Annotated in this window: 23 protein-coding genes; 12 read left to right on the top strand and 11 right to left on the bottom strand. The window is 73.7% G+C overall.

Annotated features, from left to right (window positions below; genetic code table 11):
• The first annotated feature begins 5 nt into the window (after window positions 1-5).
• The 3 genes from ACPC54_RS14220 (at window position 6) to ACPC54_RS14210 (ending at window position 3481) form a co-directional block, all read left to right on the top strand.
• Window positions 6-1058 carry an ABC transporter ATP-binding protein gene (locus ACPC54_RS14220; RefSeq protein ID WP_498964748.1) on the top strand — a complete coding sequence of 351 codons (1053 nt, stop codon included), beginning with the start codon at window positions 6-8 and terminating at the stop codon, window positions 1056-1058.
• On the top strand, window positions 1048-2280 hold the full coding sequence (locus ACPC54_RS14215; RefSeq protein ID WP_498964746.1) for an ABC transporter ATP-binding protein: 1233 nt from the start codon (window positions 1048-1050) through the stop codon (window positions 2278-2280). The genes ACPC54_RS14220 and ACPC54_RS14215 overlap by 11 nt, the downstream gene beginning before the upstream one ends.
• Window positions 2281-2434: 154 nt before the next feature.
• Window positions 2435-3481 carry an ABC transporter ATP-binding protein gene (locus tag ACPC54_RS14210; RefSeq protein WP_498964744.1) on the top strand — a complete coding sequence of 349 codons (1047 nt, stop codon included), beginning with the start codon at window positions 2435-2437 and terminating at the stop codon, window positions 3479-3481.
• 38 nt (window positions 3482-3519) lie between these two features.
• On the opposite strand, the gene ACPC54_RS14205 is transcribed toward ACPC54_RS14210, so the two are convergent.
• The 5 genes from ACPC54_RS14205 to ACPC54_RS14185 form a co-directional block, all read right to left on the bottom strand.
• Window positions 3520-5238 carry an ABC transporter family substrate-binding protein gene (locus ACPC54_RS14205; RefSeq protein WP_498964742.1) on the bottom strand — a complete coding sequence of 573 codons (1719 nt, stop codon included), beginning with the start codon at window positions 5236-5238 and terminating at the stop codon, window positions 3520-3522.
• Window positions 5239-5386: 148 nt separating this feature from the next.
• Window positions 5387-7801, bottom strand: a complete 2415-nt coding sequence (locus ACPC54_RS14200; protein ID WP_498964740.1) for a hypothetical protein — start codon at window positions 7799-7801, stop codon at window positions 5387-5389.
• A gap of 264 nt (window positions 7802-8065) precedes the next feature.
• The gene (locus tag ACPC54_RS14195) at window positions 8066-8536 is read right to left on the bottom strand and encodes a DUF6113 family protein (protein WP_498964738.1); all 471 of its coding nucleotides are present in this window, start codon (window positions 8534-8536) and stop codon (window positions 8066-8068) included.
• A complete protein-coding gene (gene mshB / locus ACPC54_RS14190) occupies window positions 8533-9459 on the bottom strand; it encodes an N-acetyl-1-D-myo-inositol-2-amino-2-deoxy-alpha-D-glucopyranoside deacetylase (RefSeq protein WP_498964736.1) in 927 nt (308 codons plus the stop codon). The genes ACPC54_RS14195 and mshB overlap by 4 nt, the downstream gene beginning before the upstream one ends.
• 31 nt (window positions 9460-9490) lie before the next feature.
• Window positions 9491-9685 (bottom strand): DUF2304 family protein, encoded by a 195-nt coding sequence (locus ACPC54_RS14185; protein ID WP_030062563.1) that lies wholly within the window; start codon window positions 9683-9685, stop codon window positions 9491-9493.
• A gap of 314 nt (window positions 9686-9999) precedes the next feature.
• On the opposite strand from ACPC54_RS14185, the gene ACPC54_RS14180 reads away from it, so the two are divergent.
• The 4 genes from ACPC54_RS14180 (at window position 10000) to ACPC54_RS14165 (ending at window position 15434) form a co-directional block, all read left to right on the top strand.
• On the top strand, window positions 10000-12153 hold the full coding sequence (locus ACPC54_RS14180; RefSeq protein ID WP_498964734.1) for a S9 family peptidase: 2154 nt from the start codon (window positions 10000-10002) through the stop codon (window positions 12151-12153).
• 352 nt (window positions 12154-12505) lie between these two features.
• A complete protein-coding gene (locus ACPC54_RS14175) occupies window positions 12506-13450 on the top strand; it encodes an ABC transporter ATP-binding protein (RefSeq protein WP_498964732.1) in 945 nt (314 codons plus the stop codon).
• Complete coding sequence (locus ACPC54_RS14170) at window positions 13447-14169, top strand: ABC transporter permease (RefSeq protein ID WP_498964731.1); 723 nt, start codon at window positions 13447-13449, stop codon at window positions 14167-14169. Before ACPC54_RS14175 ends, ACPC54_RS14170 begins: the two co-directional genes overlap by 4 nt.
• Before the next feature lie 8 nt (window positions 14170-14177).
• Complete coding sequence (locus tag ACPC54_RS14165; protein ID WP_498964729.1) at window positions 14178-15434, top strand: sensor histidine kinase; 1257 nt, start codon at window positions 14178-14180, stop codon at window positions 15432-15434.
• Window positions 15435-15440: 6 nt separating this feature from the next.
• Here ACPC54_RS14165 and ACPC54_RS14160 read toward each other — a convergent pair whose 3' ends face one another.
• Together ACPC54_RS14160 and ACPC54_RS14155 are read right to left on the bottom strand one after the other, a co-directional pair.
• Window positions 15441-15920, bottom strand: coding sequence for a GNAT family N-acetyltransferase (locus ACPC54_RS14160; protein ID WP_498964727.1), 480 nt, complete (start codon window positions 15918-15920; stop codon window positions 15441-15443).
• The gene (locus ACPC54_RS14155) at window positions 15914-16858 is read right to left on the bottom strand and encodes a MerR family transcriptional regulator (RefSeq protein WP_498964725.1); all 945 of its coding nucleotides are present in this window, start codon (window positions 16856-16858) and stop codon (window positions 15914-15916) included. Before ACPC54_RS14155 ends, ACPC54_RS14160 begins: the two co-directional genes overlap by 7 nt.
• Before the next feature lie 65 nt (window positions 16859-16923).
• On the opposite strand from ACPC54_RS14155, the gene ACPC54_RS14150 reads away from it, so the two are divergent.
• The gene (locus ACPC54_RS14150) at window positions 16924-17553 is read left to right on the top strand and encodes a response regulator (RefSeq protein WP_498964723.1); all 630 of its coding nucleotides are present in this window, start codon (window positions 16924-16926) and stop codon (window positions 17551-17553) included.
• Between the two features lie 7 nt (window positions 17554-17560).
• Here the strand turns inward: ACPC54_RS14150 and ACPC54_RS14145 are convergent, their stop codons facing one another.
• Window positions 17561-18514 (bottom strand): transglutaminase family protein, encoded by a 954-nt coding sequence (locus tag ACPC54_RS14145; RefSeq protein WP_498964721.1) that lies wholly within the window; start codon window positions 18512-18514, stop codon window positions 17561-17563.
• 18 nt (window positions 18515-18532) lie between these two features.
• Window positions 18533-19546 carry a GNAT family N-acetyltransferase gene (locus ACPC54_RS14140; protein WP_498964719.1) on the bottom strand — a complete coding sequence of 338 codons (1014 nt, stop codon included), beginning with the start codon at window positions 19544-19546 and terminating at the stop codon, window positions 18533-18535.
• Window positions 19547-19677: 131 nt separating this feature from the next.
• Between ACPC54_RS14140 and fdxA the strand changes: the two genes are divergently transcribed.
• Window positions 19678-20004 carry a ferredoxin gene (gene fdxA / locus ACPC54_RS14135; protein ID WP_030061559.1) on the top strand — a complete coding sequence of 109 codons (327 nt, stop codon included), beginning with the start codon at window positions 19678-19680 and terminating at the stop codon, window positions 20002-20004.
• A 20-nt stretch (window positions 20005-20024) separates the two neighbouring features.
• Entirely contained in the window at window positions 20025-21176 is a 1152-nt protein-coding gene (gene dapC, locus ACPC54_RS14130; RefSeq protein ID WP_498964716.1) for a succinyldiaminopimelate transaminase, read from the top strand.
• A 168-nt stretch (window positions 21177-21344) separates the two neighbouring features.
• Here the strand turns inward: dapC and ACPC54_RS14125 are convergent, their stop codons facing one another.
• Together ACPC54_RS14125 and ACPC54_RS14120 are read right to left on the bottom strand one after the other, a co-directional pair.
• Window positions 21345-22142 carry a hypothetical protein gene (locus tag ACPC54_RS14125; RefSeq protein WP_498964714.1) on the bottom strand — a complete coding sequence of 266 codons (798 nt, stop codon included), beginning with the start codon at window positions 22140-22142 and terminating at the stop codon, window positions 21345-21347.
• 307 nt (window positions 22143-22449) lie between these two features.
• The gene (locus tag ACPC54_RS14120; RefSeq protein WP_498964712.1) at window positions 22450-23538 is read right to left on the bottom strand and encodes a VldE C-terminal domain-containing protein; all 1089 of its coding nucleotides are present in this window, start codon (window positions 23536-23538) and stop codon (window positions 22450-22452) included.
• 335 nt (window positions 23539-23873) lie between these two features.
• On the opposite strand from ACPC54_RS14120, the gene dapE reads away from it, so the two are divergent.
• Window positions 23874-24950, top strand: coding sequence for a succinyl-diaminopimelate desuccinylase (gene dapE / locus ACPC54_RS14115; protein ID WP_498964710.1), 1077 nt, complete (start codon window positions 23874-23876; stop codon window positions 24948-24950).
• Window positions 24951-25064: 114 nt separating this feature from the next.
• Window positions 25065-25874, top strand: coding sequence for an LOG family protein (locus tag ACPC54_RS14110; RefSeq protein ID WP_498964708.1), 810 nt, complete (start codon window positions 25065-25067; stop codon window positions 25872-25874).
• Window positions 25875-25878: the final 4 nt, after the last annotated feature.

The following is a 25878-nucleotide window of genomic DNA, read 5'->3' as shown; positions in this document are numbered from 1 at the left end:
GCAACGTGACCACAGCGGTGGACACCGCCAAGGGCGAGCGGGACGCGGCGTACCAGGGGCCGCTGCTCGACGTCCGGGACCTGCACGTCGAGTTCGTCACCCGGGACGGCGTGGCCAAGGCCGTCAACGGCGTCAACTACAGCGTCCGGGCCGGGGAGACGCTGGCCGTCCTCGGCGAGTCCGGCTCCGGCAAGTCGGTGACGGCGCAGGCGATCATGGGCATTCTGGACATGCCGCCGGCCCGGATCCCGCGCGGCGAGATCCGCTTCCGCGGCCAGGACATGCTGAAGATGGGCCGGGACGAGCGGCGGAAGATCCGCGGCCGGAAGATCGCGATGATCTTCCAGGACGCGCTCTCCGCCCTCAACCCGGTGCTCAGCGTCGGCTTCCAGCTCGGCGAGATGTTCCGCGCCCACCAGGGCCTCTCTCGGGCGGAGGCCAGGGCCAAGGCCGTCGAACTGATGGAGCGGGTGCGCATCCCGGCCGCCAAGCAGCGGGTGAACGACTACCCGCACCAGTTCTCCGGGGGCATGCGCCAGCGCATCATGATCGCGATGGCGCTGGCCCTGGAACCGGACCTGATCATCGCCGACGAGCCCACCACCGCCCTGGACGTCACCGTCCAGGCCCAGGTGATGGACCTGCTCGCCGAACTGCAGGCCGAGTTCCACATGGGGCTGATCCTGATCACCCACGACCTCGGAGTGGTCGCCGACGTCGCTGACAAGATCGCCGTGATGTACGCGGGCCGGATCGTCGAGACCGCGCCCGTGCACGAGCTGTACGCGCGGCCCGCGCACCCGTACACCCGCGGCCTGCTGGACTCCATCCCGCGCCTGGACCAGAAGGGCCAGGAGCTGTACGCGATCAAGGGCCTGCCGCCGAACCTGCTGCGGATCCCCCAGGGCTGCGCCTTCAACCCGCGCTGCCCGCGCGCGCAGGACGTCTGCCGGGCCGAGGTGCCGGACCTGTTCCCCGTCACCGAGGACGACGGGACGCCGCTGGAAGGCCGCGGCAGCGCCTGCTTCTTCTGGAAGGAGACCCTCCATGACCGCTGAGGGAGCGCCGGACACCACCCCCAACGGGGCCAGCGCCCTGGGCGTGGCCGTGCCGGAGGAGATCGCCTTCGCCCAAGAGGTGCCGCGCGGCGAACCGATCCTCGAAGTCCGCGACCTGGTCAAGCACTTCCCGCTGACCCAGGGCGTGCTGTTCAAGAAGCAGGTCGGCGCGGTCAAGGCGGTCGACGGGGTCAGCTTCGACCTGATGCAGGGCGAGACGCTGGGCGTCGTCGGCGAGTCCGGCTGCGGGAAGTCCACGCTGGCCAAGGTGCTGATGAACCTGGAGCCGGCCACCAGCGGGTCCGTCCGGTACAAGGGCGAGGAGATCTCCCGGCTCAGCGGGGCCGGGCTGAAGGCCGTCCGGCGCAACATCCAGATGGTGTTCCAGGACCCGTACACCTCGCTGAACCCCCGGATGACGGTCGGCGACATCATCGGCGAGCCCTTCGAGATCCACCCCGAGGTGGCTCCCAAGGGCGACCGCCGCAAGGCCGTCCAGGACCTGCTGGACGTGGTCGGCCTCAACCCGGAGTACATCAACCGGTACCCGCACCAGTTCTCCGGTGGGCAGCGCCAGCGCATCGGCATCGCCCGCGGGCTCGGGCTCAAGCCCGAGGTCATCATCTGCGACGAGCCGGTGTCGGCGCTCGACGTGTCGGTGCAGGCGCAGGTGATCAACCTGCTGGAGCAGTTGCAGGGCGAGTTCAACCTGTCGTACATGTTCATCGCGCACGACCTCTCGATCGTCCGGCACATCTCGGACCGGGTGGGCGTGATGTACCTGGGGAAGATGGTCGAGATCGGCAGCGACACCGAGATCTACGACCACGCGACGCACCCGTACACCCAGGCGCTGCTCTCCGCGGTGCCGGTGCCGGACCCGACCGCGCGGGAGTCGCGGGACCGGATCGTGCTCACCGGGGACGTGCCCTCACCGGCCAACCCGCCGTCCGGCTGCCGGTTCCGGACGCGGTGCTGGAAGGCGCAGGAGCGGTGCGCGGTGGAGGTCCCGCTGCTCTCCTCGCCGAGCTGGCTGGAGGGTGGGGCGCTGCACGACTCGGCTTGTCACTTCGCGGCGGAGCGCGAGATTGAGCAGAGCGCGGCGGAGCGCGAGGTCGAGCAGAGCGCGGCGGAGCGCGAGATCGAGCAGAGCGCGGCGGAGCGCGAGATTGAGCGGAGCGAGCCGGAACAGGAGAACGGGCAGGGCGACGCGGAGCGGTAACGCCGCAGGCCCGAGGGCGCGCTCCCGCACCGCCGGGGGCGCGCCCTTGCGCCGTGATGGAACCGAGATCTCCCGCGCCCTCCCCAAGTGCGGCCCCGTCCTTGATAGTTGCTCTGCGCCCGGCGACGGTCGCGTTGCGCGGAGGAGGGCTGCTATGGACGTGGTGGAGGTGACCGGCGGCCGGCCGGGTCTGGCGCCCGGGACCCCGTTGCTGGAGGTCGACGACCTGCATGTGGAGTTCCACACCCGGGACGGCGTGGCCAGGGCCGTAAACGGGGTGAGCTACTCGGTGGCCGCCGGCGAGACCCTGGCGGTGCTGGGGGAGTCCGGCTCGGGCAAGTCGGTGACGGCGCAGGCGATCATGGGCATCCTGGACGTGCCGCCGGCCCGGATCACCGCGGGGCGGATCCTGTTCCGCGGCGAGGACCTGTTGACCATGTCCTCCGGCGCCCGCCGGGCCGTCCGCGGGCAGCGGATCGCGATGATCTTCCAGGACGCGCTGTCCGCCCTCAATCCGGTGCTCAGCGTGGGCTACCAGCTCGGCGAGATGTTCCGGGTGCACCAGGGGCTGTCCCGCTCGGAGGCCAGGGCGAGGTCCGTCGAGCTGATGGAGCGGGTGCGCATCCCGGCCGCCAGGCAGCGGGTGAGCGACTACCCGCACCAGTTCTCCGGCGGGATGCGCCAGCGCATCATGATCGCGATGGCGCTGGCCCTGCAGCCCGACCTGATCATCGCCGACGAGCCGACCACCGCCCTGGACGTCACCGTCCAGGCCCAGGTGATGGACCTGCTGGCCGAGCTGCAGGCCGAGTTCCAGATGGGGCTGATCCTGATCACCCACGACCTCGGCGTGGTCGCCGACGTCGCGGACAAGATCGCCGTGATGTACGCGGGCCGGATCGTCGAGACCGCCCCGGTGCGCGAGCTGTACGCCCGCCCGGCGCACCCGTACACCAGGGGGCTGCTCGACTCGATCCCCCGGCTCGACCAGAAGGGGCGGGAGCTGCACGCCATCAAGGGCCTGCCGCCGAGCCTGCTCCGGATTCCGCAGGGCTGCGCCTTCAACCCCCGCTGCGACCGGGTGCAGGACCGCTGCCTGACCGAACTCCCGCCGCTGGCACCGGTGTTGGGTGAGGGGGGCGCCGAGCTGTCGGGCCGTCGCAGCGCCTGCCACTACTGGCGGGAGACGCTGCACGGCTGACCCGGCCGGGCCCGGGCCGGTCCGGCGACCCCCAGCGGTCAGCCGGTGTAGCCGACGTTCTCCCAGACGATGTCGGACAGGCCCTGCGCGCCGATGTTGGCGAGGTCGGCGCGGGCGCCGAACAGCTGGGGCCGCTGGTAGAGCGGCAGCACGCCGGCCACCTTCCAGAGCTCCGCGTCGGCCTGGTTGATCGCCTCGGAGGAGGTGGCCGCGTCGGACGCGGCGGCGGCCCGGTCGAGGGCGGAGTCCACGGCCGGGCTGCCGGTGCCGACGTGGTTGCCGGCGCTGTTCTGGACGTAGGTGGCGCGGCTGCCGCTGGCCGGGAACGGGGTGCCGAGCAGCGCGTAGACGGCGATGTCGAACTCGCCGCGGTTGACGTACTTGTCGAAGAACTCGTTGGCGCCGGCGGTCACCGGGGTGACCTTGATGCCGACGTCCTTGAGCATCCTGGTGACGGACGCCGCCTCGTTCTGGGCCACGGCGACCCCGGCGGGGACGATCATCCGCAGGTTCAGCTCGTGGCCGTCCTTCTTGCGCACGTCGCCGTCCATCCGCCAGCCCGCGGCGTCCAGCTTGCGGGCGGCCTCGGCGGGGTCGAAGCGGGCCAGGCCCAGGGAGTTGTCGCGGTAGCCGTTCTGGTTGGCGACCAGCAGGTGGTTGTTGAGCGGGACGGCGGGCCAGTCCAGGCCGTTCAGGTCGGTGCGGATCAGGGCGTCCCGGTTGATCGCCTGGAACACGGCCTGGCGGACGGTCGGGTCGGTGAGCGCCGGGGTGCGGGCGTTCAGGGTGAGCTGCCGGAAGTCCGGCCCGCCGGCCCGGCGGACGGCCGCACCCTTGGTGTTCTTGATGACCTGGTAGCCGGCCAGGTCCGGGCCGTTGTTGAAGAGGTCGATCTCGCCCTTGGCGAAGGCGGCGCCCATCGCGTCGGGCAGCATGGCGTGGAAGACGATCCGGTCCAGCATCGGCTTGTCACCCCACCAGGCCGGGTCGGCGACCAGGGTGACGGTCTGCGCGGCCGGGTCGAGGCGCTCGACCTTGAACGGGCCGGCGGTGAGCGGGATCGCGTCGAGGTAGGCCGAGTTGAACAGGTCCGCGGTGGCGACCTTGGCGGCCGGCAGCAGCGGGGCGTTGGCGGCGCCGTTGAACATCGACTGCCACTCGGAGAAGGGCCGGTCGAAGGTCATCACGGCCTGGAAGTCGTCCTTGCCCCGGTCGACCGAGGAGACCAGCTCGAAGCCGGACGTGCTGGACGGCCGGTAGGCCGGGTCCTTCCCGTTCAGGGCGCGCCAGTTGGCCTCGATGTCGCGCCAGGTGATCGGGGTGCCGTCCGACCAGTGGGCCTTCGGGTTGAGCGTCCAGACGACCACCTGCCGGCCGTTCCTGGTCTCGGCGTGCGCCTCCTGCAGGTAGGCCGGGTTGGGGGTCTGGGTGCCGGCCGCGTCGGAGCGGAAGAAGGTGGGCAGCAGCGGCTTGCTGACGGCCATGGTCGAGGACTCGCTGCCGTCGGTGTGGATCGGCGACCACTGGTGGGAGAACTGCGGGATCGCCAGGTTCAGGGTGCCGCCCCGGCGCAGCTGGGCTCGGTCGTGCGGGTTGATGTCGATCGAGGTGAGCTTGGGTGCCGAGGCGGCGCTCGGCAGCGCGTCCGCGGCGGAGCCGTCCTGCCCCGAGGCGCAGGAGCAGAGGGCGAGGGACAGCGTCAGGACGGTGAGACCGGCGAGCAGCGCCGTCCGGTGGTGCTGGAGGCGGCGGCCCATCGGCGTGACTCCCGGGGTTGCTGGGGTGGAGGGTGTGGCGTCACATCTTGCTGACCTGGAGGGGGAGTTGTCGAGGGGCGGGCCCGCCGGATCGGTCACGATCCGGCAGACCCGCCCCCGGGGCCCGGTTTTCCTCGGACAGCGCTGCTCAGGCGACGGTGAACTTGAAGGTGCGGTCCTTGTCGCCGGTCTTGTCGAACAGTGGGGTGATGGCGTCCGCGACGTCCTGCGGGGTGATCGCGGCGGTCTGGCCGTTCTTCTTGATCTTCACCTTGTCGAACACGCCGTTCAGCTGGGAGCCGAGCGCGTCGAGGTCCCACTTGGGCGTGATCTTGCCGTTGGCGTCCGGGACCAGCGTGAGCGCCTTGGCGGCGGTCCTGCCGCCGAAGTCGAAGGACTTGGCGCCGGCCATGATGTGGATCTTGCCGCTGGTCACCTGCTTGCCGAGGCCGTCCGCGGCGGCCTGCAGGGCCTGGGCGGAGACCTTCGGCTGGGCGGCGGTCAGGGCGAGCGCGACCGGCTGGTCGGGCTTGCCCGCGGCGCGGTCGCGGTAGGCCTGCTCGACGGCGTCCAGGGCGCCCGAGGAGTCGACCGTCTGGCCGGCCTTGCCGGGGACGACGACCGGGTCGCCGGTGTCGGAGAACTTGACGTAGCCCTCCTGCAGCCCCTGGCCGGAGCCGGCGGCCAGCGAGTCCAGCGCGGACTTCAGCTTCGCCCGGTCGACCCGGACCTCGGGCTGGACCGCCTTGCTGCCGCCCTGGATCGACTTGATCACGTCGACCGGGTTGTAGCTGTGCTGGGCGAGGCCGTCCACGGTGGCCGTGGTGTCGAAGCTCAGCCCGGCCGCGGTCGGGTCGAGGTCGACCGTCTGGTCGCCGATCTTCAGCTTGAGCGGCTGCTGGCCGACCTTGCCGACCGTGCCGTCGAGCTGGTGGATGGCCTGGTCGCGGCTGTTGCCGCCGATGTCGGTGCCGAGCACCACGGTGCCCTTGGGGACGTCCGACTGGTTGAGCATCAGGCCGGTGCCGTACGCCGCGGCGCCGAGGAACAGCACGCCGGCCACGGCGTAGACGCCGAGCTTGACGAGCTTCTTGCCGGGGCCGCCGCGCTTGGCCTTGGCGGGCTCGGCCTTGGCCGGTGCGGGCGCCGGGGCTGGTACGGGCTTGGGCCCGGCCTCGGTGGCCGCGGGCGCCGGGCCCGCTGGCGGGACCGGAAGCGGGGTGACCTCGGTGGCCTCCGGGTCGCGCCCGGCCCGCTGCGGACGGCCGGGGGCGGCGCCGGGGGCGCCCTGGGCGTTCGGGACGCCCGGGAAGAGCGCGCCGGGGGCGGCGGCCTGGGGGCCGGGCTGCCCGCCCGGCTGCGGGGCACCCTGCGGGGCGCCGTGCGGTGCTCCCTGGAAGGCTCCCCGGGGGGCGAAGGCGTCCTGGCCGGGAGCGGCGGTGCGCTGGGTGCCGAACGGGTCGGTGCCGGTCGGGGCCGAGGCGAACAGGCCGGGCTGCGGGCGGCCTTCGGCGGCGCGCGGGACACCGCCGCCGGGCCGGCCGGGTATCGCGGCGGGCGGCAGGACGTCCTCACGGATCGGCGCGAAACCGTCGACGGAGGTGTCCTCCGGGTTCGGCTGCTCGGCCGCCGGGCCCTGCGGGGCGGCGCCCGGGCGCGGGCCGTTCTGCCGCGGTCCGCCCGGCTGCGGGCGGCCGCCGCGCGGGCCGCGGGCACCGGCCTCGGGGCCGGCCGGGGCGAACGGGTCGGCGACCGGCGCGAACGGGTCGGCGGCCTGGTAGACGCCGGGCTCCTCCATCGGGGCCTCGGCGCCGAACGGCGCGGCGGGCGCGCCGCCCTGGCGCGGGGCCGGGTTCGGGGCCTTCGCCTGGGCGGGCACCGGGCGGCCGTTCGGCCGGGCCTGGCCCGCGCCGTTCGGCGCCGGGCGGGCACCGCCGGCCGGGGCGGCCTGCGGCCGGGCCTCGGCGGCGGGAGCGGCCTGCGGCTCGCCGGGGCCGAACGGGTCGGCGGCGGGGGCGCCGGCCGGCACCGCGGCCGGGGCGGGCTCGGCGGGCTGGTTCTTCTTCTGCCGCGGCCGGAACCACGCGCCGGTGGACTCCGACTCGGAGGTTGCCGGCGGGATCGGCGGGATCTCCCACTCCGGCGGCAGGTTCGGCGGGGCGCCCTTGCGGTCGGTGCCCTCCATGACGCCGAGGACGGGGGAGCCGGGCGCGGTGCGGTGCCGGCGGCCGCCGGTTTCGGGGGCGGCCGGGGCCTCCTCGGCCGTGCCGTCCTCGCCCTTGCCGGCGCCGGGGCCGTCCTCGTTCTTGACGGTGCTGCGGACGACGACCGGCGGGATCGGGCGCGAGCCGGGGATGTTGATCCGGACCCGGGTGGTCAGGGTGGTCTCGGTCTTCGGGCCGTCGTCCTCGCCGCCCGACGCGGCGCCCTGGGTGGCACCGGCCGCGGCCCGGTCGCCGCCGGGGAGCCCCGGGGTGCCGTAGGGCGGGGTGCCCGACGGGTAGGCGTCCGGACCCGTGCGCCGGGGCGTCGGGTTGGCGTTGTCAGATTCGCGGCTGCTCAATGCTGCTCTGCTCCGGGTTCGCGGGCGGGCCGTGCGGCGCGACCGCGGTTCGTGGTCGCCGGGCCTGGGGCCGGGTCTGGTGGCCTCGCTCCAGGCGGGCGGCGGTCGGGTACGACGTACTGCGGGACCACCATACTGGGAAGAACTGAGCGGCGAACGGCCACGGACAGATCCTGATACGTCCGGTTCCTCCGGTATGAGAGTACGGCCGAACGCTCCTGACTGCGCGTCGCGTGCGGTACCGTACGCCGCCCTCCGCCGGGGTCAGCGCGGCGGGCCGGGCACCCCGGGGAACCAGCTGGTCCGGGTCGGCAGGGTGGCGCAGATCACGCCCAGCACGGAGCCGGCGAACAGCCAGGCCAGCGACGTGGCATTGGACCAGAGCACGTTGTCGCCCTCCGGCCGCGGCACGATCAGCATCAGCATCGCCAGGAACCAGCCGGCCGCGGGCAGCCCGGCGCCGAGCCGGGTGCCGGTGATCCGCAGGCCCGCGTAGAAGGTCGCGCCCGTCGCGCCGAGCGCCAGCAGGACTCCCACCGGCGGCCACAAGGCCTGCACAAAGGCTCCGCACACCGACACCGCGATGCCCAGCAGGAAGAACAGGACGTACACGACGATCCGGGCGGCGCGCGGCGGTTGGGGCTCGGCCAGCCGCTCCTCGCGGGTGCCGATCACGGACGCGGGGAACGAGCGCGGCTGCGGGCCGCGCTGCTGCCGGTCGGCGGGTGCGGTCATCGGGTGCTCCCCTCGGAAGCGGTGGCGGTCGCCGGGGCGGCCCCGGTGTCGAGGCCCGCGAACAGGTCGTCCTCCGGGCCGTCGCCGGGCCCGGCCTGGCCGTGCACCAGCTGGTAGTACTCGGTGGCGAACAGCGGCTGGCCGAGGTGGTTGGAGAGCGCGAAGGAGTCGCCGTCCACGGTGATCTGGGTCGCGTGCGCGGTCAGCGCGGCGGCCTTCCGGGCGGCGTACGCGGAGCCGTCCAGCACGGTGGTGACCACCTCGTCGGCCACCACCCCGGGGATGTCGGCGGGCTCGGCCACGCCCGGGAAGCGCGCCGCGGCGGCGGTCGCGGCCAGCCCGGCGTCGAGCACCGTGCGGGGCATCCGGTTCCAGTACACCTTGGCGGTCCGCCAGGCCGGGCCCAGCTCCGGGCGGTGCGCCGGATCGGCGGCCAGCTCGTACGCCCGCATCGCGACCCGGTGCGCCTGGATGTGGTCCGGGTGCCCGTAGCCGCCGTCCGGGTCGTACGTGACCAGCACCTGCGGCCGCACCTCGCGGACCACCGCGACCAGGTGGTCGGCCGCCTCGTCGACGTCGGCCTGCCAGAAGCACCCGGGCGCGTCGTTCTCGGGCACGCCCATCATCCCGGAGTCGCGGTAGCGCCCCGGGCCGCCGAGGAACCGGAAGTCGGTGACGCCGAGGGCGCGCATCGCCTCGGTCAGCTCGCCGATCCGGTACGCGCCGAGGGTGTCGTCCCGATCGGCCGTCAGGTGGGCCAGCTCGGGCGGGATCACCTCGCCGCCCTCGCCGAGGGTGCAGGTCACCAGGGTGACGCCGGCGCCCTCGGCGGCGTACCGGGCCATGGTGGCGCCGTTGCCGATCGACTCGTCGTCGGGGTGGGCGTGCACCAGGAGCAGGCGGCGGCCGGTAGTCGCGGTCATGGGAGGAAGCCTAACCACCGGCCGGAGGCGGTCAGAGCTTCAGGCCGTTGATCATTCCGGCGAGGTTGCTGGTGACCTGGCTGATCGACGGAGCGATCGAGCTGGACGCCAGGTAGAAGCCGAGCAGCGCGCAGACGATCGCGTGCGCGAGCTTCAGGCCGGAGCGGCGGATCAGCACCACCACGATGACCAGCATCAGCACGGCGGCGGAGATGTTCATGGCCATGTCGGCTCATACCCCTTCTCGGGTGCGCCGCCCCCTGGGGAGGGCGGCGGTGGGACCGTACGGGAACCGGGGCCGGGTGACCGGGGGGACGGGACGGGCCCGACGGTCACTCGCCCGATCAGTCATACCCGATAGGTAAGGGGAGCATTACATTCAGTGAGTCCGCGCGCGCCGGGGTGCGGGGGTACCCGTGGGGCGCATGGGCCGGTCGGAGGGGGTTTGGACCCCTTTGGGGCGTACTTGTTCGCGATGCTCCGAACGAGTGATCAGCAGACCCGAGGTGACGGTGGTTCGGCGTCGTAGGGTCTGGTGCCATGACCTCCCACACCCCTGCGGACACCTTCCCCCGGCAGTACGCGCGGACCCTGCGCTACACCGTCGGCGCGCCCCGCTCCTTCACCGTCGCACCGGACGGTTCGCGGGTCGCCTTCCTCCGCTCGAAGTCCGGCGGCGACCGGGCCAACCTGCTCTGGACCCTCGACACCGCCACCGGCGAGGAGCGGATCGCCGCCGACCCGGCCGTGCTGCTCGGCGGCGGCGAGGAGGACCTCTCGCCCGCCGAGAAGGCCCGCCGCGAGCGCAGCCGCGAGGGCTCCGCGGGCATCGTCGGCTACGCCCTCGACGGCGCCGGCCGGCTCGCCGCGTTCGCGCTCTCCGGCCGGCTGTTCACCGCCGACCTGGTCACCGGCGCCACCGCCGAACTGCCCGCGCAGGGCCCGCTGCTGGACCCGCGCCCGGCCCCGGACGGCTCCGTCGTCGCGTACGCCAACACCGCGGGCGAGCTGCGGCTCACCCACGCCGACGGCACCGGCGACCGGGCGCTCGCCGAGCCGGACGGGCCGAACGTCACCTGGGGCCAGGCCGAGTTCATCGCGCAGGAGGAGATGAGCCGTTCCCGCGGCTTCTGGTGGTCCCCGGACGGCGACCGGCTGCTCGTCGAGCGCGCCGACGACAGCCCGGTGCGCCGCTGGTGGATCGCCGATCCGGCCAACCCGGGCAGCGAGCCCGCCGAGGTCGCCTACCCGGCGGCCGGCACCCCCAACGCCGAGGTCACCCTGTGGGTGCTCGACCTGCACGGCGGCCGCACCGAGGTGGTCTGGGACCGTACGGCCTTCCCGTACCTGGCCCGGGTGCACTGGTCCGGGGGCGGCGCGCCGCTGCTGCTCGTCCAGTCCCGCGACCAGCGCGCCCAGCGCATCCTCGGCCTGGACCCGGCCACCGGCACCACCGAGGTGCTGCACGAGGAGCGGGACGACGCCTGGCTGGAGGTCTTCGACGGCGTCCCGGCCTGGACGGCGGACGGCAAGCTGGTGCGGATCTCCGACGAAGGGGGAGTGCGGGCGCTGGTCGTCGGCGACCAGGCCGTCACCGGGGCCGACCTGCACCTGCGGTCCGTCGTCGCGGTGACGGACGAGGAGGTGTTCTTCACCGCCTCCGGCGGCGCCGAGGAGACCGACCCCGAGCCCGGCTGGATCGCGGTCGGCCGGATCGGTCACGACGGCAAGCGGCTGGCCTGGGAGTCCTCCAACGGCCGCCCGTTCACCTCCGTCACCAGCGCCGTGCACGCGGGCGGGATCACCGTCCGGGCCACCGCCGAGCCGGACCTGCCCGGCAGCCTCGTCCAGGTCGCCCGCGACCTGCCCGAGGGCATCGTGGTCGACGACGTCGCCGTCATCGCCTCGTACGCCGAGACGCCGGTCATCACCGCCCGCCCGGTCTTCCGCTTCGCCGGCGAGCGCCGCATCCCGGCGGCCGTCTTCCTGCCCACCGGCTACGACCGCGAGCGCGACGGGCTGCTGCCCGTCCTCATGGACCCGTACGGCGGCCCGCACGGCCAGCGCGTCGTCCAGGCGCACAACCCGCACCTCAACTCGCAGTGGTTCGCCGACCAGGGCTTCGCCGTCGTCGTCGCGGACGGGCGCGGCACCCCCGGGCGCGGGCCGGCCTGGGAGAAGTCCATCGCCTTCGACTTCGCCGGGGCCACCCTGGACGACCAGGTGGACGCGCTGCAGGCGCTCGCCGGGGAGTTCCCGCTCGACCTCGGCCGGGTCGCCATCCGCGGCTGGTCGTACGGCGGCTACCTCTCCGCGCTCGCCGTGCTGCGCCGCCCGGACGTCTTCCACGTGGGCATCGCCGGCGCGCCCGTCACCGACTGGGAGCTGTACGACACCCACTACACCGAGCGCTACCTCGGCGACCCGGCCGAGCGGCCCGACGTGTACGCCGCCAACTCGCTGGGCGGGTACGCGGCGGGGCTGGAGCGCCCGCTGATGATCATCCACGGGCTCGCCGACGACAACGTCGTCGCCGCCCACACCCTGCGGCTGTCCTCGGCGCTGCTCGCCGCCGGGCGCCCGCACACCGTGCTGCCGCTGTCCGGCGTCACGCACATGACCCCGCAGGAGGAGGTCGCGGAGAACCTGCTGCTGCTCCAGGTCGACTTCGTGAAGCGCTCGCTGGGGATGTGAGAGAAGGGGGAGCGGGTCGCGGTGTTGGAACTCGAACCACCGAGGGCCCGCGTCCGAGCGGTGCCGAGGCGGTCTCTTCGATTCCGCTCCCCCTGTGCCGCGACGCCCGAAGCGTGTCCGACCGGCCTCGCGGAGAAGCTGACCCGCGCCTCCGACAACCGCTTCTGATCAGGGCGTTCGGCGGCCGGGCCCCCTGTCTCCTCAGTGGCTGACAGGGGTACCGGCCGCCGCCATGACATCCGTCATGCCGAAGGCACGACGGCCGGCACTGCCGCCGGCACCCGCCCGCGCGGGACTCTGAGGTGGTGCGAACAGCACCGGACGCACCACCACAGGGGAGAGGAGCGGGACCATGGTTGCCGAAGTGGCCGCCTTCCGCGGCGTAGGGAAGAACTACGGGCGGGTGCGCGCGGTGGACGGGCTGGACCTCGTGCTGAGGCCGGGCGAGACCGTCGCCCTGCTCGGCCCGAACGGCGCCGGCAAGTCCACCAGCCTGGACCTGCTCCTCGGCCTGCGCGAGCCCGACCAGGGCAGCGTCACCCTGTTCGGCGGCACGCCGCGCTCCGCCATCGAGGCCGGCAAGGTCGGCGCGATGCTGCAGAGCGGCGGGCTGATGGCCGACGTCAAGGTCCGTGAGCTGGTCCAGCTCGCCTGCGACGTGCACCCGCGCGGTCGGTCGGTCACGGGGGTACTGACCGACGCGGGGATCACCGAGCTGGCGGAGCGGCGGGTCGACAAGCTGTCCGGAGGCCAGGAGCAGCGGGTGCGCTTCGCCCTGGCCATCGCCGGCGACAACGACCTGATCGTGCTGGACGAGCCCACCACCGGCATGGACGTCAGCGTCCGGCAGGCGTTCTGGGCGAGCATGCGGGCGCAGGCCGACGCCGGGCGCACGGTGCTGTTCGCCACCCACTACCTGGAGGAGGCCGACTCGATCGCGGACCGGGTGCTCGTGCTGCACCGGGGCCGGCTGATCGCGGACGGCAGCTCCGCCGAGATCAAGGCGCGGGCCGGCGCCCGCCGGGTCTCCTTCGAACTCCACGACGCGGACGGCCGGTTCCCCGACGAGGGGGTGCTGCGCACGCTGCCCGGCGTGCAGTCGCTGGACGTCACCGCCCGGGTCCCGGGGGTGCGGACGGTCCGGATCCGGACGGCGGACGCCGACGCGAGCGTCGCCGCCCTCTACCGCTCCGGGCTGTACCCGCGCGGGCTGGAGGTCGCCGGACTGGGCCTGGAACAGGCCTTCCTGACCATCACCGGCGAGCTGGACGAGGCCGCGAAGGAGAGCGTGCGATGACCACCCTGATCAAGCTGGAGATCCTGCGGACCCTCCGCAACCGGCGCTACCTGATGTTCAGCGTCGCCTACCCGGCGCTGATGTACTTCTTCTTCATCCACGCCTACGGCACCGACAAGCTGGCCGGCGGCCTGCCAGTGAAGACGTACTTCATGGTCTCGATGGCCACCTTCGGCTCGGTCGGCGCGGTGCTGACCGGCAGTGCGCAGCGGATCTCGCTGGAGCGCAAGAGCGGCTGGGTGCGCCAGCTGCGGCTGACCGCGCTCCCTGGCCGGGCGTACACCCTCGGCAAGATCGCCGCGAGCTCGGTGACCACGCTGCCGGCGATCCTGGTGGTGTTCGCGGTCGGCGCGAGCCAGGGCGTCTCGCTGAGCGCCGCGCAGTGGCTCGGGCTGACGGCCGCGCTGTGGCTGGGCAGCTTCGTCTTCGCCGCGCTCGGGGTGGCGCTCGGCTACGCGGCGGCGCCGGACTCGGTGCAGACCATCGTGATGATCACCTACATGGTGATGTCGCTGTTCGGTGGCACCTGGTTCCCGCTGACGGGCACCCTGGAGACGTACGCCCGGTTCAACCCGGTGCACCTGTACAACCAGCTGGCCACCTTCACCCGGCCGGGGCACTCCCTGGACCTGGCCGCGGTGGCCGGGCTGGCCGGCTTCCTCGCGGTCTTCACGGCCGCGGCGGCGGCCCTGTACCGCCGCGACACCCGCCAGGCATGATGATCGACATGAGTGACACGCGCCGGACCCACCGCACCGACGACCACATGCAGGTGGGTCTGGCGCGTGCGTCGTTCATGACCGCCCCCGGCTCCCCGGTGGAGACCCGGCGGCAGCTGCTGGTCAAGGTCGCCTGGATGCTGTTGTGGATGCTCTACCTGGCCTACCCGGCGGGCAACCTGCTGAACGAGGACCACAGCCCGGCCGGTCAGGTGTTCGGCTGGTGCTGCCTGGCGGTGTTCGTGTCCGCCTACGTCCTGCTGGTGATCTTCCGCTCGCAGGCGGGGATGAAGCCGCGGGCCTGCCAGGTGATCGTCGCGACCATGATCGTGCTCGCGGTCGCCGCCTCCTTCGTTCTCGGCGGCGCCTTCCTGACCCTGTTCATCTACGCCGCCGTGTGCGTCGCGATCATCACGCCGGCGCGCTACGCGCTGCGCGCGCTCGCGGGCATGGCCGCGCTCACCGTCGTGACCGGCGTGCTCATCCACGCCGGGAACGACAACATCTCCACCTTCGCCCTCAGCGCCTTCCTCTCCGGCGTCGCGATGACCGGCCTGCAGCGGCTGGTCGCCACCATGCAGGAACTGCGCGAGGCCCGCGCGGCCGTCGCCCACCTGGCCGCCTCCGAGGAGCGGTTGCGGCTCGCCCGGGACCTGCACGACCTGCTCGGGCACTCGCTGTCGCTGATCACGCTGAAGAGCGAGCTGGCCGGGCGGTTCATGGACGCCGGCAAGGACGAGGCGGCGCGGGCGCAGGTCGCCGACATCGAACAGGTCGCGCGGCAGTCGCTGATCGACGTCCGGGAGGCGGTCACGGGCTTCCGGCGCCCCACCCTGCCGGTCGAGCTCGCCGCCGCCCGTACCGCGTTGGGCGCCGCGCAGGTCCGCCTGGAGGTCGCGCCCGACCTGGCCGACACCTGGCCCACCCTCGCCAACGAGGAGGCCGGCGCCCTGGCCTGGGCGCTGCGCGAGGCCGTCACCAACATCGTCCGGCACGGCGAGGGCGCCACCGTCTGCACCGTGACGGCCGACGAGACCTGGGAGGCGGACGGCGAACGCCACGCCGTCCTGGAGATCGCCGACAACGGACCCGGCCCCGGCAAGTCCCAGCCCGGCAACGGCCTCTCCGGCCTGGAGGAACGCCTCGCCCTGGTCGACGGCCGCCTGACCACCGGCCCCGGCCCCCAGGGCCGCGGCTTCCGCCTGCGCGCCACCGTCCCGCTCCGCCCGGCCGCCGCCCCGGCGGAGCCCGGCGTGCAGGGCTGACCGGTGCTAAGCCAGGTCGCGGCGGTAGTGCAGGGCGGGGCGCCCGTCGAGGAGGAACTCCTCGACGGGCGTGAAGGCGTTGTGGGTGAGGACCGCCATCGAGGCCGGGTTGTCCAGCGTGGTCCGGGCGGTGAGGGCGGTCAGGGCGTAGGTGGTGGCGGCGAGGTGGCAGATCTGGGCCACGGCGGCCTTGGCGAGGCCTCGGCCGGTGGCGGATTCGGCCAGGCGGTAGCCGAGTTCGGCGGTTCCGTCGATGGCGTCGATGAGGTTGATGCGGCCGACGAGGGTGCCCTCCGAGAGGATGACGTGGAAGTGGCAGATGCCCTCGGCCTGTTCGGCGAGTTGGGCGGCATGGCGGGCGGGGAACTCGGCGAAGTAGGCGTCGCCGCGGTCCGGGATGGTGCGGGTGAACCAGGCGCGGTTGGCCGACTCGAAGGCGAGCAGGGCGTCGGCGTGGTCGGGGCGGAGGCGTTCGATGGTCAGCACGAGGGGATTGTGGCCCGCAGCGCCTCCGTGAACCACTGGAATACCTCGGCCAGGCTCTCCGGTACCGGCCAGCCGTTGACGGTGGCGAGCAGCTGCCAGTAGCGCTCGGCACGCGGGTCGTCGGCGGTTTCGAGGCGGCCGAGGAGCCAGCGGCGCAGCTCGGTGTCGTCGGGGCGGCCGAAGGTCTCGGCGTAGGCGGCGGTGAGGTCGTCCAGGACGCGGGCGGCGGCGGGGGAGCCGGGGGAGATGCCGGCGGCCAGGGCCTCGCCCACCACGGTACGGACGGTCGTGGTGAGCGCGTGGTGCAGGCCGCTCGTGTCCCCCGAGGCCCGTTCGGCGGCCTGGTGCTCGGCCATCCGCCGGACGGCGGCCCGGAAGTCCGGGTCCTGGACGAGTTCGCCCAGCTCGACCCAGGCCTCCACCTGCTCCGGCCGTGGCTCGTCGGGCAGTTCGGGCATCGCGCCGCGCATCATGGCGACGAACTCGGGGTTGGCGTCCAGGCCGCCGAAGGCCTCGTCGATGAAGTCGTGGACCAGGCGCCGGCGTTCGGCGTCGGAGAGCTTGGCGAGCTTGTGCATGAGTCTCATCTCCTCGGGGGTGGAGCCGCGCCCGGCGACGGCGAGCAGGACGGCCCGGCGCAGCCGCAGGGTGCGGATCTGCACCTCCAGCGCCTCGGCGTGCGCCGCCGCGACCTCGGACAGCGGGGCCTCGCGCTCCAGTACCCGCCGGACGGCGGGCAGGTCGAGGCCGAGGTCGCGCAGGGTGCGGACGAGGTCCAGCCGGGCGAGCGCGTGGACGTCGTAGAGCCGGTAGCCGGCGGGGTTGCGGTCGGTGGGCGGCACGAGGCCGGTGTCGGCGTAGAACCGGATGGCCTTGACGGTGAGTCCGGTGCGCCGGGCCAGGTCGCCGATCGTGTAGAGGGGTTCGGTGCCGTCCATGGGTTCCACCTTGGCGTCTCCCCCTACGGGAGACTCAAGCGCCGTGCCCCTCTATGGTCGTGGCCATGAGCGAGAACGAGAACGGCTCCGTGATCCGCGTGCTGCTGGCCGAGGATCAGGGGATGGTCCGGGAGGCGCTGGCGGCGCTGCTCGGGCTGGAGGGGGACATCGACGTCGTCGCGCAGGTCGGGCGCGGGGACGAGGTGGTGGCGGCGGCGCTGGCGAACGACGTGCAGGTCGCCGTGCTGGACATCGAGATGCCGGGGATGACGGGCATCGAGGCGGCGGCCGAGCTGCGCCGCAGCGCGCCGCGCACCAAGGTGGTGATCGCGACGACCTTCGGCCGCCCGGGGTACCTGCGCCGCGCGATGGAGTCGGGGGCGGACGCCTTCCTGGTGAAGGACGCGCCCGCGTCCGAACTGGCGGAGGCGATCCGCCGGGTGCTGCGCGGCGAGCGGGTGATCGACCCGGCGCTGGCGGCGGCCGCGCTGGCCGAGGGGGCGAACCCGCTGACGCCGCGCGAGCGGGACGTGCTGGGCGCGGCGGCGGACGGCGCGGTGAACGCGGACATCGCCGGGCGGTTGCACCTGTCGGAGGGGACGGTCCGCAACTACCTGTCGATGGCGATCCAGAAGACCGAGGCCCGCAACCGTGCCGAGGCGGTGCGGATCGCCCGGGAGAAGGGCTGGCTGTAGGGCGCGGTCAGTTGAGCCGGTGCCGGGCCGCCCGGGCCTCCTGCCGGACCTTCGCCGCCGCGTCCGGGTCGAAGGCGTCGAGGATCTGCGCGTAGTCGTCCATCTCGGCCGAGCCGCCGAGGAAGTCGCCCATCCGGACGAGGAGTTCGGCGCGTTCGAGGCGAAGCTGGGCGGGGTGGCGGGGGAGCAGCAGGGCGAGTTCGGTGGCCCAGAGCTGGGTGCGGGCGTGCTCGGGCCGGTCGGCGGCCCAGGCGCGGATGTTGCCGAGCACCCGCAGCACGATGTCGAGCGGGGCGGCCGGGGTGAGCAGGGCGGGGGTGAACCCGTGCCCGGCTGCGGCCACCAGGTGCTCGACGTCGGCCGGGTCGAGCAGCCGCCCGCCGTGGAAGGGGTCGGCGAGCACGTACTCCTCGCCGCCGGCCGCGCCAGTGGGGCCGGTGGGGCCGGTGGAACCGCCTCCGCCGACCGCGACGATGAAGTGCCCGGGCAGCGCGATGCCGTGGACGGTCAGTCCGGCCCGCCGCCCGACCGCCGTCCACACCAGCGAGAGCATGATCGGCAGTCCGCGCCGCCGCCGCAGCACGTCGGGCAGCAGCGAGGACTCCAGCCGCCGGTAGTCGGACTGCCGCCCGTGGAAGCGTTCCCGCCCGCCGAGGACGGCGGCGAGCAGGGCGGCGGTCTCCTCGGGCCCGGTCGGCCGCCGTTCGGCGACGGCGCGCCGGACGGCGGCCGCGAGCCGGTCGAGCGCGGCCTCGCAGGCGGCCAGCAGGGCGTCCAGGTCGACGCCGGGCCGGTCCGGCCCGGCGGCCGGCCCGGGTTCGGGCGTCGGAGGGTGTTCGGCGGCGGCGAGCAGGCAGAGCAGCACCGGGTCGGGCTGCTCGGCGCGGGCGGCGGTCCGGAAGCGGTCTCTGCTCTGCTCGGTCACGGTGACGACGGCGGCCTTCGTGCGACGGACGGACAAACGGACAAGCGGGTCGTACTACCCATGAGGGATCAGGGCGTAGTGGTAAGTGTGACTGGTCGTGAAGCCGAGTCCGTCATAGAGCGCGATCGCACCGTCGTTCCCCGCCTCGACCTGCAGGTACGCGCCGCTCGCGCCCTCCTCGGCGGCGCGCGCCGCGAGCACCGCCATGACCGCGGTGGCCAGCCCGGCCCGCCGGGCGTGCGGCTGGACCTCGATGGCGCCGAAGCACGCCCAGGGGCCGTCGATGACGCAGCGTCCGATGGCCAGCGGCGGCTGCCCGGGGGCGCCGGGCACGTGGGCGAACCAGACGGACGGCCCGCCGTGCAGCACCTGCCGGGCGGCCTCCTCCAGCGCCTCGTCCGCGCCGACCCGGCGGTACACGGACATCCAGTCGGGCCCGGCGGTGCGCGCCAGCCGTACCCGGTCGTGCCCGCCGCCGATCCGGGCGAGGCCGGCCAGCGGGGCGGTGCGCACCAGGGTGGGCGCGTACCCGGCGCCGAGCCGGTCGAGTTCGGCCCGCAGGTCGTCGGGCGAGCCGGGCGTGACGACCTCGACGTAGGCGGGCAGCCCGCGTGCCGCGTACCAGTCCCGGACGGCGTCCAGCGCCCGCGGCAGCGGCAGCCCGGGGTCGCCGAGCGCCTGGACGGAGTTGGCCCGGCGGGTGAACCCGGCGGAGGCGCGCAGCGTCCACGCGCCGAGCGCCTCGTTCTCGACGGCGGGCCAGCCGCGCCCGGCGATCCGCTGCAGCTCGACGGGCGTGGCGGCGGGCAGCGGGGCACGTCGCGCGGGGAACAGCGGTACGGTTTTGCCGGCGACCAGCAGCCGCTCGGGGAAGGAGACCGGCTCACCGGTCCGGGGGACGACGGTAAGCCCCTGATCGTCCCACGATGTGAGCACACCGATCGAATCCCGGAACACCGGACGTTCGTCCACGAATTCCGAAAGTCGCCGGACGGAGACCCGTCGGCCCACGTCAGAGCGGTCTATCCGGACCTCTGGACGCCGCTCGACCGGCCCGTCCACGATCATCTGGCCACCTCCTGTGCATTCGCGGTCTCCGACCCGCGATACTAGGGGCGGGCATCGACGACGCCGCGCTCACCGCGCACGCGAGTAGAACAGAACGGGCCGCCACGGCCCTTCCGAGGAGGAACGACAGCGTGACCTACGTCATCGCGCAGCCTTGTGTCGACGTCAAGGACAAGGCGTGCATCGAAGAGTGCCCGGTTGACTGCATCTACGAGGGCGAGCGATCGCTCTACATCCACCCGGATGAGTGTGTCGACTGTGGCGCGTGCGAGCCGGTCTGCCCGGTCGAGGCGATCTTCTACGAGGACGACACTCCGGAGGAGTGGAAGGACTACTACAAGGCGAACGTCGAGTTCTTCGACGACCTGGGTTCGCCCGGTGGCGCCTCGAAGCTGGGCCTGATCGAGCGGGACCACCCCTTCATCGCCGCTCTGCCGCCGCAGAACGCCGACCACTGACGATCGGTGGCAATCGAGCTGTGAGCACAGAGAACAGCACGCGCGCGCCGTTCCCGGGCCACCCGGGAGCGGCGCGCCGCGTTTCCGACAAGCTCCCCGTGTTCCCCTGGGACAAGCTGGAGCCGTACAAGGCCACCGCGCTCGCCCACCCCGAGGGGCTGTGCGACTTCTCCGTGGGCACCCCGGTGGACCCGGTCCCCGAGGTGATCCAGAAGGCGCTGGCCGCGCACACCGACACCCCCGGCTACCCGACCGTGTGGGGCCCGCTGGAGCTGCGCGAGGCGATCGCCGGCTGGCTGCACCGCCGGACGGGCGCCGAGATCGGCCCGCAGGCCGTCCTCCCGACGGTCGGCTCCAAGGAGCTGGTGGCCTGGCTGCCGACCCAGCTCGGCCTCGGCCCGGGCGACCAGGTCGCCTACCCGCGGCTGGCCTACCCGACCTACGAGGTGGGCGCGCGGCTGTGCGGCGCCGAGCCGGTCGAGTACGACTCGGTGGACGAGCTGGACGGCTCCCGGGTGCGCCTGCTCTGGGTGAACTCGCCGTCCAACCCGACCGGTCGGGTGCTCGGCGCGGACGAGCTGCGCCGCGCCGTCGCGTGGGCCCGGGAGCACGGCGCGCTGCTGGTCAGCGACGAGTGCTACCTGGAGCTGGGCTGGGAGGCCGAGCCGGTCTCCGTGCTGCGCCCGGACGTCTGCGGCGGCGGCCACGAGGGCCTGCTGGCCGTCCACTCGCTCTCCAAGCGCTCCAACCTGGCCGGCTACCGCGCCTCCTTCGTGGCGGGCGACCCGGTGGTGGTCAAGGAGCTGCTGGAGGTGCGCAAGCACGGCGGCATGATCGTGCCGGCGCCCGTCCAGGCGGCGACCGTCGCCGCGCTGGCGGACGACGCGCACGTCGCCGAGCAGCGCGAGCGGTACGCGGCCCGGCGCTCGGCGCTGCGCTCCGCGCTGGAGGCGTACGGCTTCCGGATCGAGCACTCCGAGGCGAGCCTGTACCTGTGGGCGACCCAGGACCGGCCGTGCTGGGAGACGGTGGCCGAACTGGCCGCGCTGGGCATCCTGGTGGCGCCCGGTGACTTCTACGGGCCGGCCGGCGAGCGGTTCGTGCGGGTCGCGTTCACCGCGACCGACGAGCGGGTCGCCTCGGCCGTGGCCCGGCTGAACGCGGCACGCTAGGGCCTGTCCTCGACCTCCCGCCCGCGGGAGGTCGAGGACAGGCGCCAGGGCCCTTCGAGCGGGCCCGCCGCCGGGAACGGCACGACGAGGGGCCGGTGTTCGCGTCCGAACACCGACCCCTCGCCCGTTGCCGGGCACCGCGGCCGCCGGGCCGGCGGCCGCCGCGGCCTACAGCGGCAGGCCGCTGATGCTGCCGCCGTTCACGCCGTGCAGCAGGCCGCCGACCGGGCCGAGCGCGCCGGTGAGACCGGAGAGCGGGTTGTTCGGGCCGAGGTCGGCGCCGCCCAGGCGGTTGGCCGAGCCGTGCTCCGCCAGGCCGAGGACGTCGGTGCCGGGCAGGCCGCCGGGCACGGCGTGCTCGACCGAGCCGAGCGGCAGCGCGCGCTCCACCGAGCCCAGCGGCAGCGCGTCGGTGACGGCGTTGGTGCTGGGGACGGCGCCGGAGAGCTTGTCCGCGCCGGGCAGGCCCTGCGCGACGCTGCCGGTCTGGGCGAGCCCGCCGACCGGGCTGGCGGCGGCGCTGCGGGTGCCCATGGCCTTGCCGGTGACGGCCTCGCCGAGCTTGTCGGCCAGGGCGGAGGCGACCTTGGGGGTGACGTGGGCGAGCTGGCCGGTGGTGGCGGCGGTCTGGTCCACCGGGGCGGTGACCGAGCTGGCCTTCTCGTTGGCCTCGGGCAGCTGGTGGGCGACGATGCTGCCCGCGGCGTCGGCGGAGGCGGGCACGCCCGCGGCGACGGTGGCCGCGCCGGTGGTGCCGGCGGCCTGGCCCAGCTGGTGGGTGGTGTGCTGCAGGGTCGAACCGGTGTCGGTGTTGGTCAGCTGGCCCAGCGGCGCCGCGAGGTCGCTCTTGGGCAGCAGGGCGTCCCCGCCCAGGGCGGACGCTGAGCCGGCCGCGATCAGCGGGGTGGCTCCGGCCGCCACGACGAGCGCGGCCTGGGCGATCCGGCGCGTGAGGGGGTGAGACATGGGGCTCCTCGAAGGGGTCTGGGTCCGTCCCGTCCGCCGGGAGGACGACCGGGCGTGGACGACCGGGCGGACGAGGTTGTTACCGCTTGAGAAGCCAGAAGGTTTCGGCCGGAGCAAGGAAACTGTCAGACCTACCGTCAGATCGTATGACCGCTACCGGGGGGCGTTCCGGCGGGCCCGCGGCAGCCCGGAGCGCGCCCCGGCCAAGGGGAGTGACGGTTCTCCACCCGGGTCGGCCGGAACGGGTGCCAGGTCCACCGGGGTTGACCGAAATCACCCGTCCGGCGGCAACCCGAACGCCAGTGCGTCAGCTTTTCCCGGACGGGGCCAGGGTGACCTGGACGAGCTTGGTCGAGGTCCCCGAGGACTGCGACTGCCAGCCGTCCTCCGACTGGTCCTTGCGCCAGATCCTGCCGTCGTAGGCGACCGTCGCGATGCCCAGCTGCTGCGCCTGCGCGACCGCCCAGTGCGCGACCTGCCAGCCGCCCGCCCGCTCGGCGTCCACCCCGCCGTCGACGCCGCTGCCGCCGTCCGTCGCCGAGGTCAGCGCGGCCGCGGCCGGGTCCGGGGTCAGCGAGACGGCGTTCTCCGCGCCCTTGATCGTCGAGGTGTAGCCCGTCGCCGGGGTCACCGTGCGGCCGAACTCCCGGCGCACCCGGTCGGACAGCACCTGCGCCCGGTCCGGCGGCGCGGCCGCGGGCGCGGAGGCCCCGGCGGTCGGCGCGCCCGCGGTGGGGGAGGGGGTGTCCGCCAGGTCCGGCTTGGCGTAGTCGTGCACGACGCAGGAGAACGAGGCGGGCTCGCGCCCGGCCAGCGCGCTGGTCAGCAGCGTCGCCTTGGTCTCGTGCTTGGCGTACGCCTGCGGGTAGCCGCTCTTCTGCACCGCCTGCGCGGCGTCGGTCAGCGGCAGCCGGGTGTAGCCGGGCACCTTGACCAGGCCGTCCAGGAACTTGTTGGTCGCGTACACCGGGTCGGCGATCTGCGCCGCGGTGCCCCAGCCCATCGACGGGCGCTGCTGGAACAGGCCGAGCGAGTCCCGGTCGCCGCCCGCGAGGTTGCGCAGCTTCGACTCCTGCATGGCCGTGGCCAGCGAGATCGCCGTCGCCCGGTCCGGCAGGTTGCGGGCGTGCGCCACCGCCGCGATGGTCGCGGCGTTGGCCGCCTGCGGCAGCTCCAGGGTGCCCTCGCCGGTGGCGGTCTTCACCCGGCAGCCCTCGTCCTCGCCCTGCTTGAAGCCGAACCACCAGATGCTGGCCACCGCCAGCCCCGCGATCAGCGCGAGGCCGAGCAGGCCGACCAGTACGGACAGCAGGGCGCGCAGCGGACCGCGGCGGACGGCGGGCTCGAACTCCTCGCCGTCCTCGCCCAGCTCCTCGCTGCTCCTCTTCCTGGCCACCGTCGCCCCTCTCGCGCCTTGTCCTTGATCCGACACCGTACCCACTCGGACGGGTGTGCGGCGCCGACGGTTGCCGTTCCGTGCCCGAGCTGTGTCACAGCGCGACCACGGGGAGCGCACATCGGGAGCTCTGGGTCTGTCTCTTGGATTTTGTCGGACCAGGCCGCGGCGTCAGGGTGCGTGCATCGCAAGGCGGAGGAGGGAGCCACTGCGGTGGGGGCACCTCCCGGCCGAAGGCTGGGGGCCATTGGCGACCGACGACAACGCGGCGAGGTGCGTGCCCTGGCGTCGCGGTCCCGGCAAGGATCCAAGAGACAGGCCCTAGGCTGGCCGCCATGAGCGACCCGAACCCGACGCCCCTGGACCTCACTCTCGACGGCGGCGCGCTGACCGCCCGGATCGTCGACTTCCCCTCGGTGAGCGGCGACGAGCAGGCGCTCGCCGACGTCGTCGAGGCCGCACTGCGCGGCTACCCGCACCTCACCGTGGACCGCCACGGCAACAACGTGGTCGCCCGGACGAACCTCGGCCGCTCCGAGCGGGTCGTGCTCGCCGGCCACCTGGACACCGTGCCGATCGCGGACAACCTGCCCTCGTACGTCGACGGCGACCGGCTCTACGGCTGCGGCACCTCGGACATGAAGTCCGGCGTCGCCGTCGCGCTGCGCCTGGCCGCCTCGCTGACCGAGCCCAACCGCGACCTCACCTACGTGTTCTACGACTGCGAGGAGGTGGAGGCCCACCGCAACGGCCTCGGCCACCTCGTCAAGGACCACCCGGACTGGCTGGCGGCCGACTTCGCGGTGCTGATGGAGCCCACCGGCGCGATGGTCGAGGGCGGCTGCCAGGGCACCCTGCGGGCACAGATCCGGTTCACCGGCGTGCGCGCCCACGCGGCCCGCAGCTGGCTCGGCGACAACGCCATCCACCGCGCCGCCGAGGCGCTGACCCGGCTGGCGAACTACGAGGCGCGCCGGGTGGAGATCGACGGCCTGGAGTACCACGAGGGCCTGAACGCGGTGCGGATCGACGGCGGCGTGGCCGGCAACGTGATCCCGGACGAGTGCGTGATCACCATCAACTTCCGCTACGCGCCGGACCGCAGCGAGGCCGAGGCGGAGAAGCACGTGCGCGAGGTCTTCGACGGCTTCGAGCTGACCGTGACCGACTTCGCCGCGGGCGCGCTGCCCGGCCTCGCCCAGCCCGCCGCCCGGGCCTTCCTGGAGGCCACCGGCGGCCGCGCCCGGGCCAAGTTCGGCTGGACGGACGTCGCCCGGTTCAGCGCGCTCGGCGTCCCGGCGGTCAACTACGGCCCCGGCGAGCCGGACCTCGCGCACAAGCGCGACGAGTGGTGCTCGCTGAGCGCCATCGCCGAGACCGAGGAGCGGCTGCGGGGCTGGCTGACCAGCTGACCCGGACGGCGTCCGGCAGCTGATCCGATCGGCTGGTGAACGCCACCTTCCGGTTGCCCAACCGACCTTCCCCCGTTGCCTGAAATCGGGGGAAGGTCGGCGTAGGGTTTCGTCATGACAGGCACAGGAGACGACAAGCACTACGGACACGGGCCCGAGCAGGTCGGCGCGCCCCGGACGAAGAAGGCCTGGCCCGAGAAGCAGAAGGGCCCGGTGCTGGTGCGCCGGGACCAGGTCGGCACGAGCACCACGGACCAGCGCCTGCTGGACACCACCGGCCCGACCGACTGGCTGCACACCGATCCGTGGCGGGTGCTGCGGATCACCTCCGAGTTCGTCGAGGGCTTCGGCGCCCTCGCCGAACTCCCGCCCGCGATCAGCGTTTTCGGCTCCGCCCGGACCCCGGCCGACTCGCCCGAGTACGAGGCCGGCGTGGCCATCGGCCGGGCCCTCGCCGAGGCCGGCTACGCGGTGATCACCGGCGGCGGCCCCGGCGCGATGGAAGCCGCCAACCGCGGCGCCACCGAGGCCGGCGGCCTCAGCGTCGGGCTCGGCATCGAGCTGCCCTTCGAGCAGGGGCTCAACGAGTTCGTCGACCTCGGGCTGAACTTCCGTTACTTCTTCGTCCGCAAGACGATGTTCGTGAAGTACGCGCAGGGCTTCGTGGTCCTGCCCGGCGGACTCGGCACGCTGGACGAGCTGTTCGAGGCGCTCACCCTGGTCCAGACGAAGAAGGTCACCCGCTTCCCGGTGATCCTCTTCGGCAGCGCCTACTGGGGCGGCCTCTACGAGTGGCTGAAGGACACCCTGGTCGCGCAGGGCAAGGCGGCCCCGCACGACCTGGAGCTGTTCCACATCACCGACGAGATCGACGAGGTCATGAAGATCCTCGCCGACGCCCGCCGGCCCGTCGGAGAGATCTGACCGC

Origin of the sequence: Kitasatospora sp. NPDC094028 (assembly GCF_049543595.1) — a bacterium.
Taxonomy (GTDB): domain Bacteria; phylum Actinomycetota; class Actinomycetes; order Streptomycetales; family Streptomycetaceae; genus Kitasatospora.
This window is presented reverse-complemented; position numbering and strand designations above follow the sequence as displayed.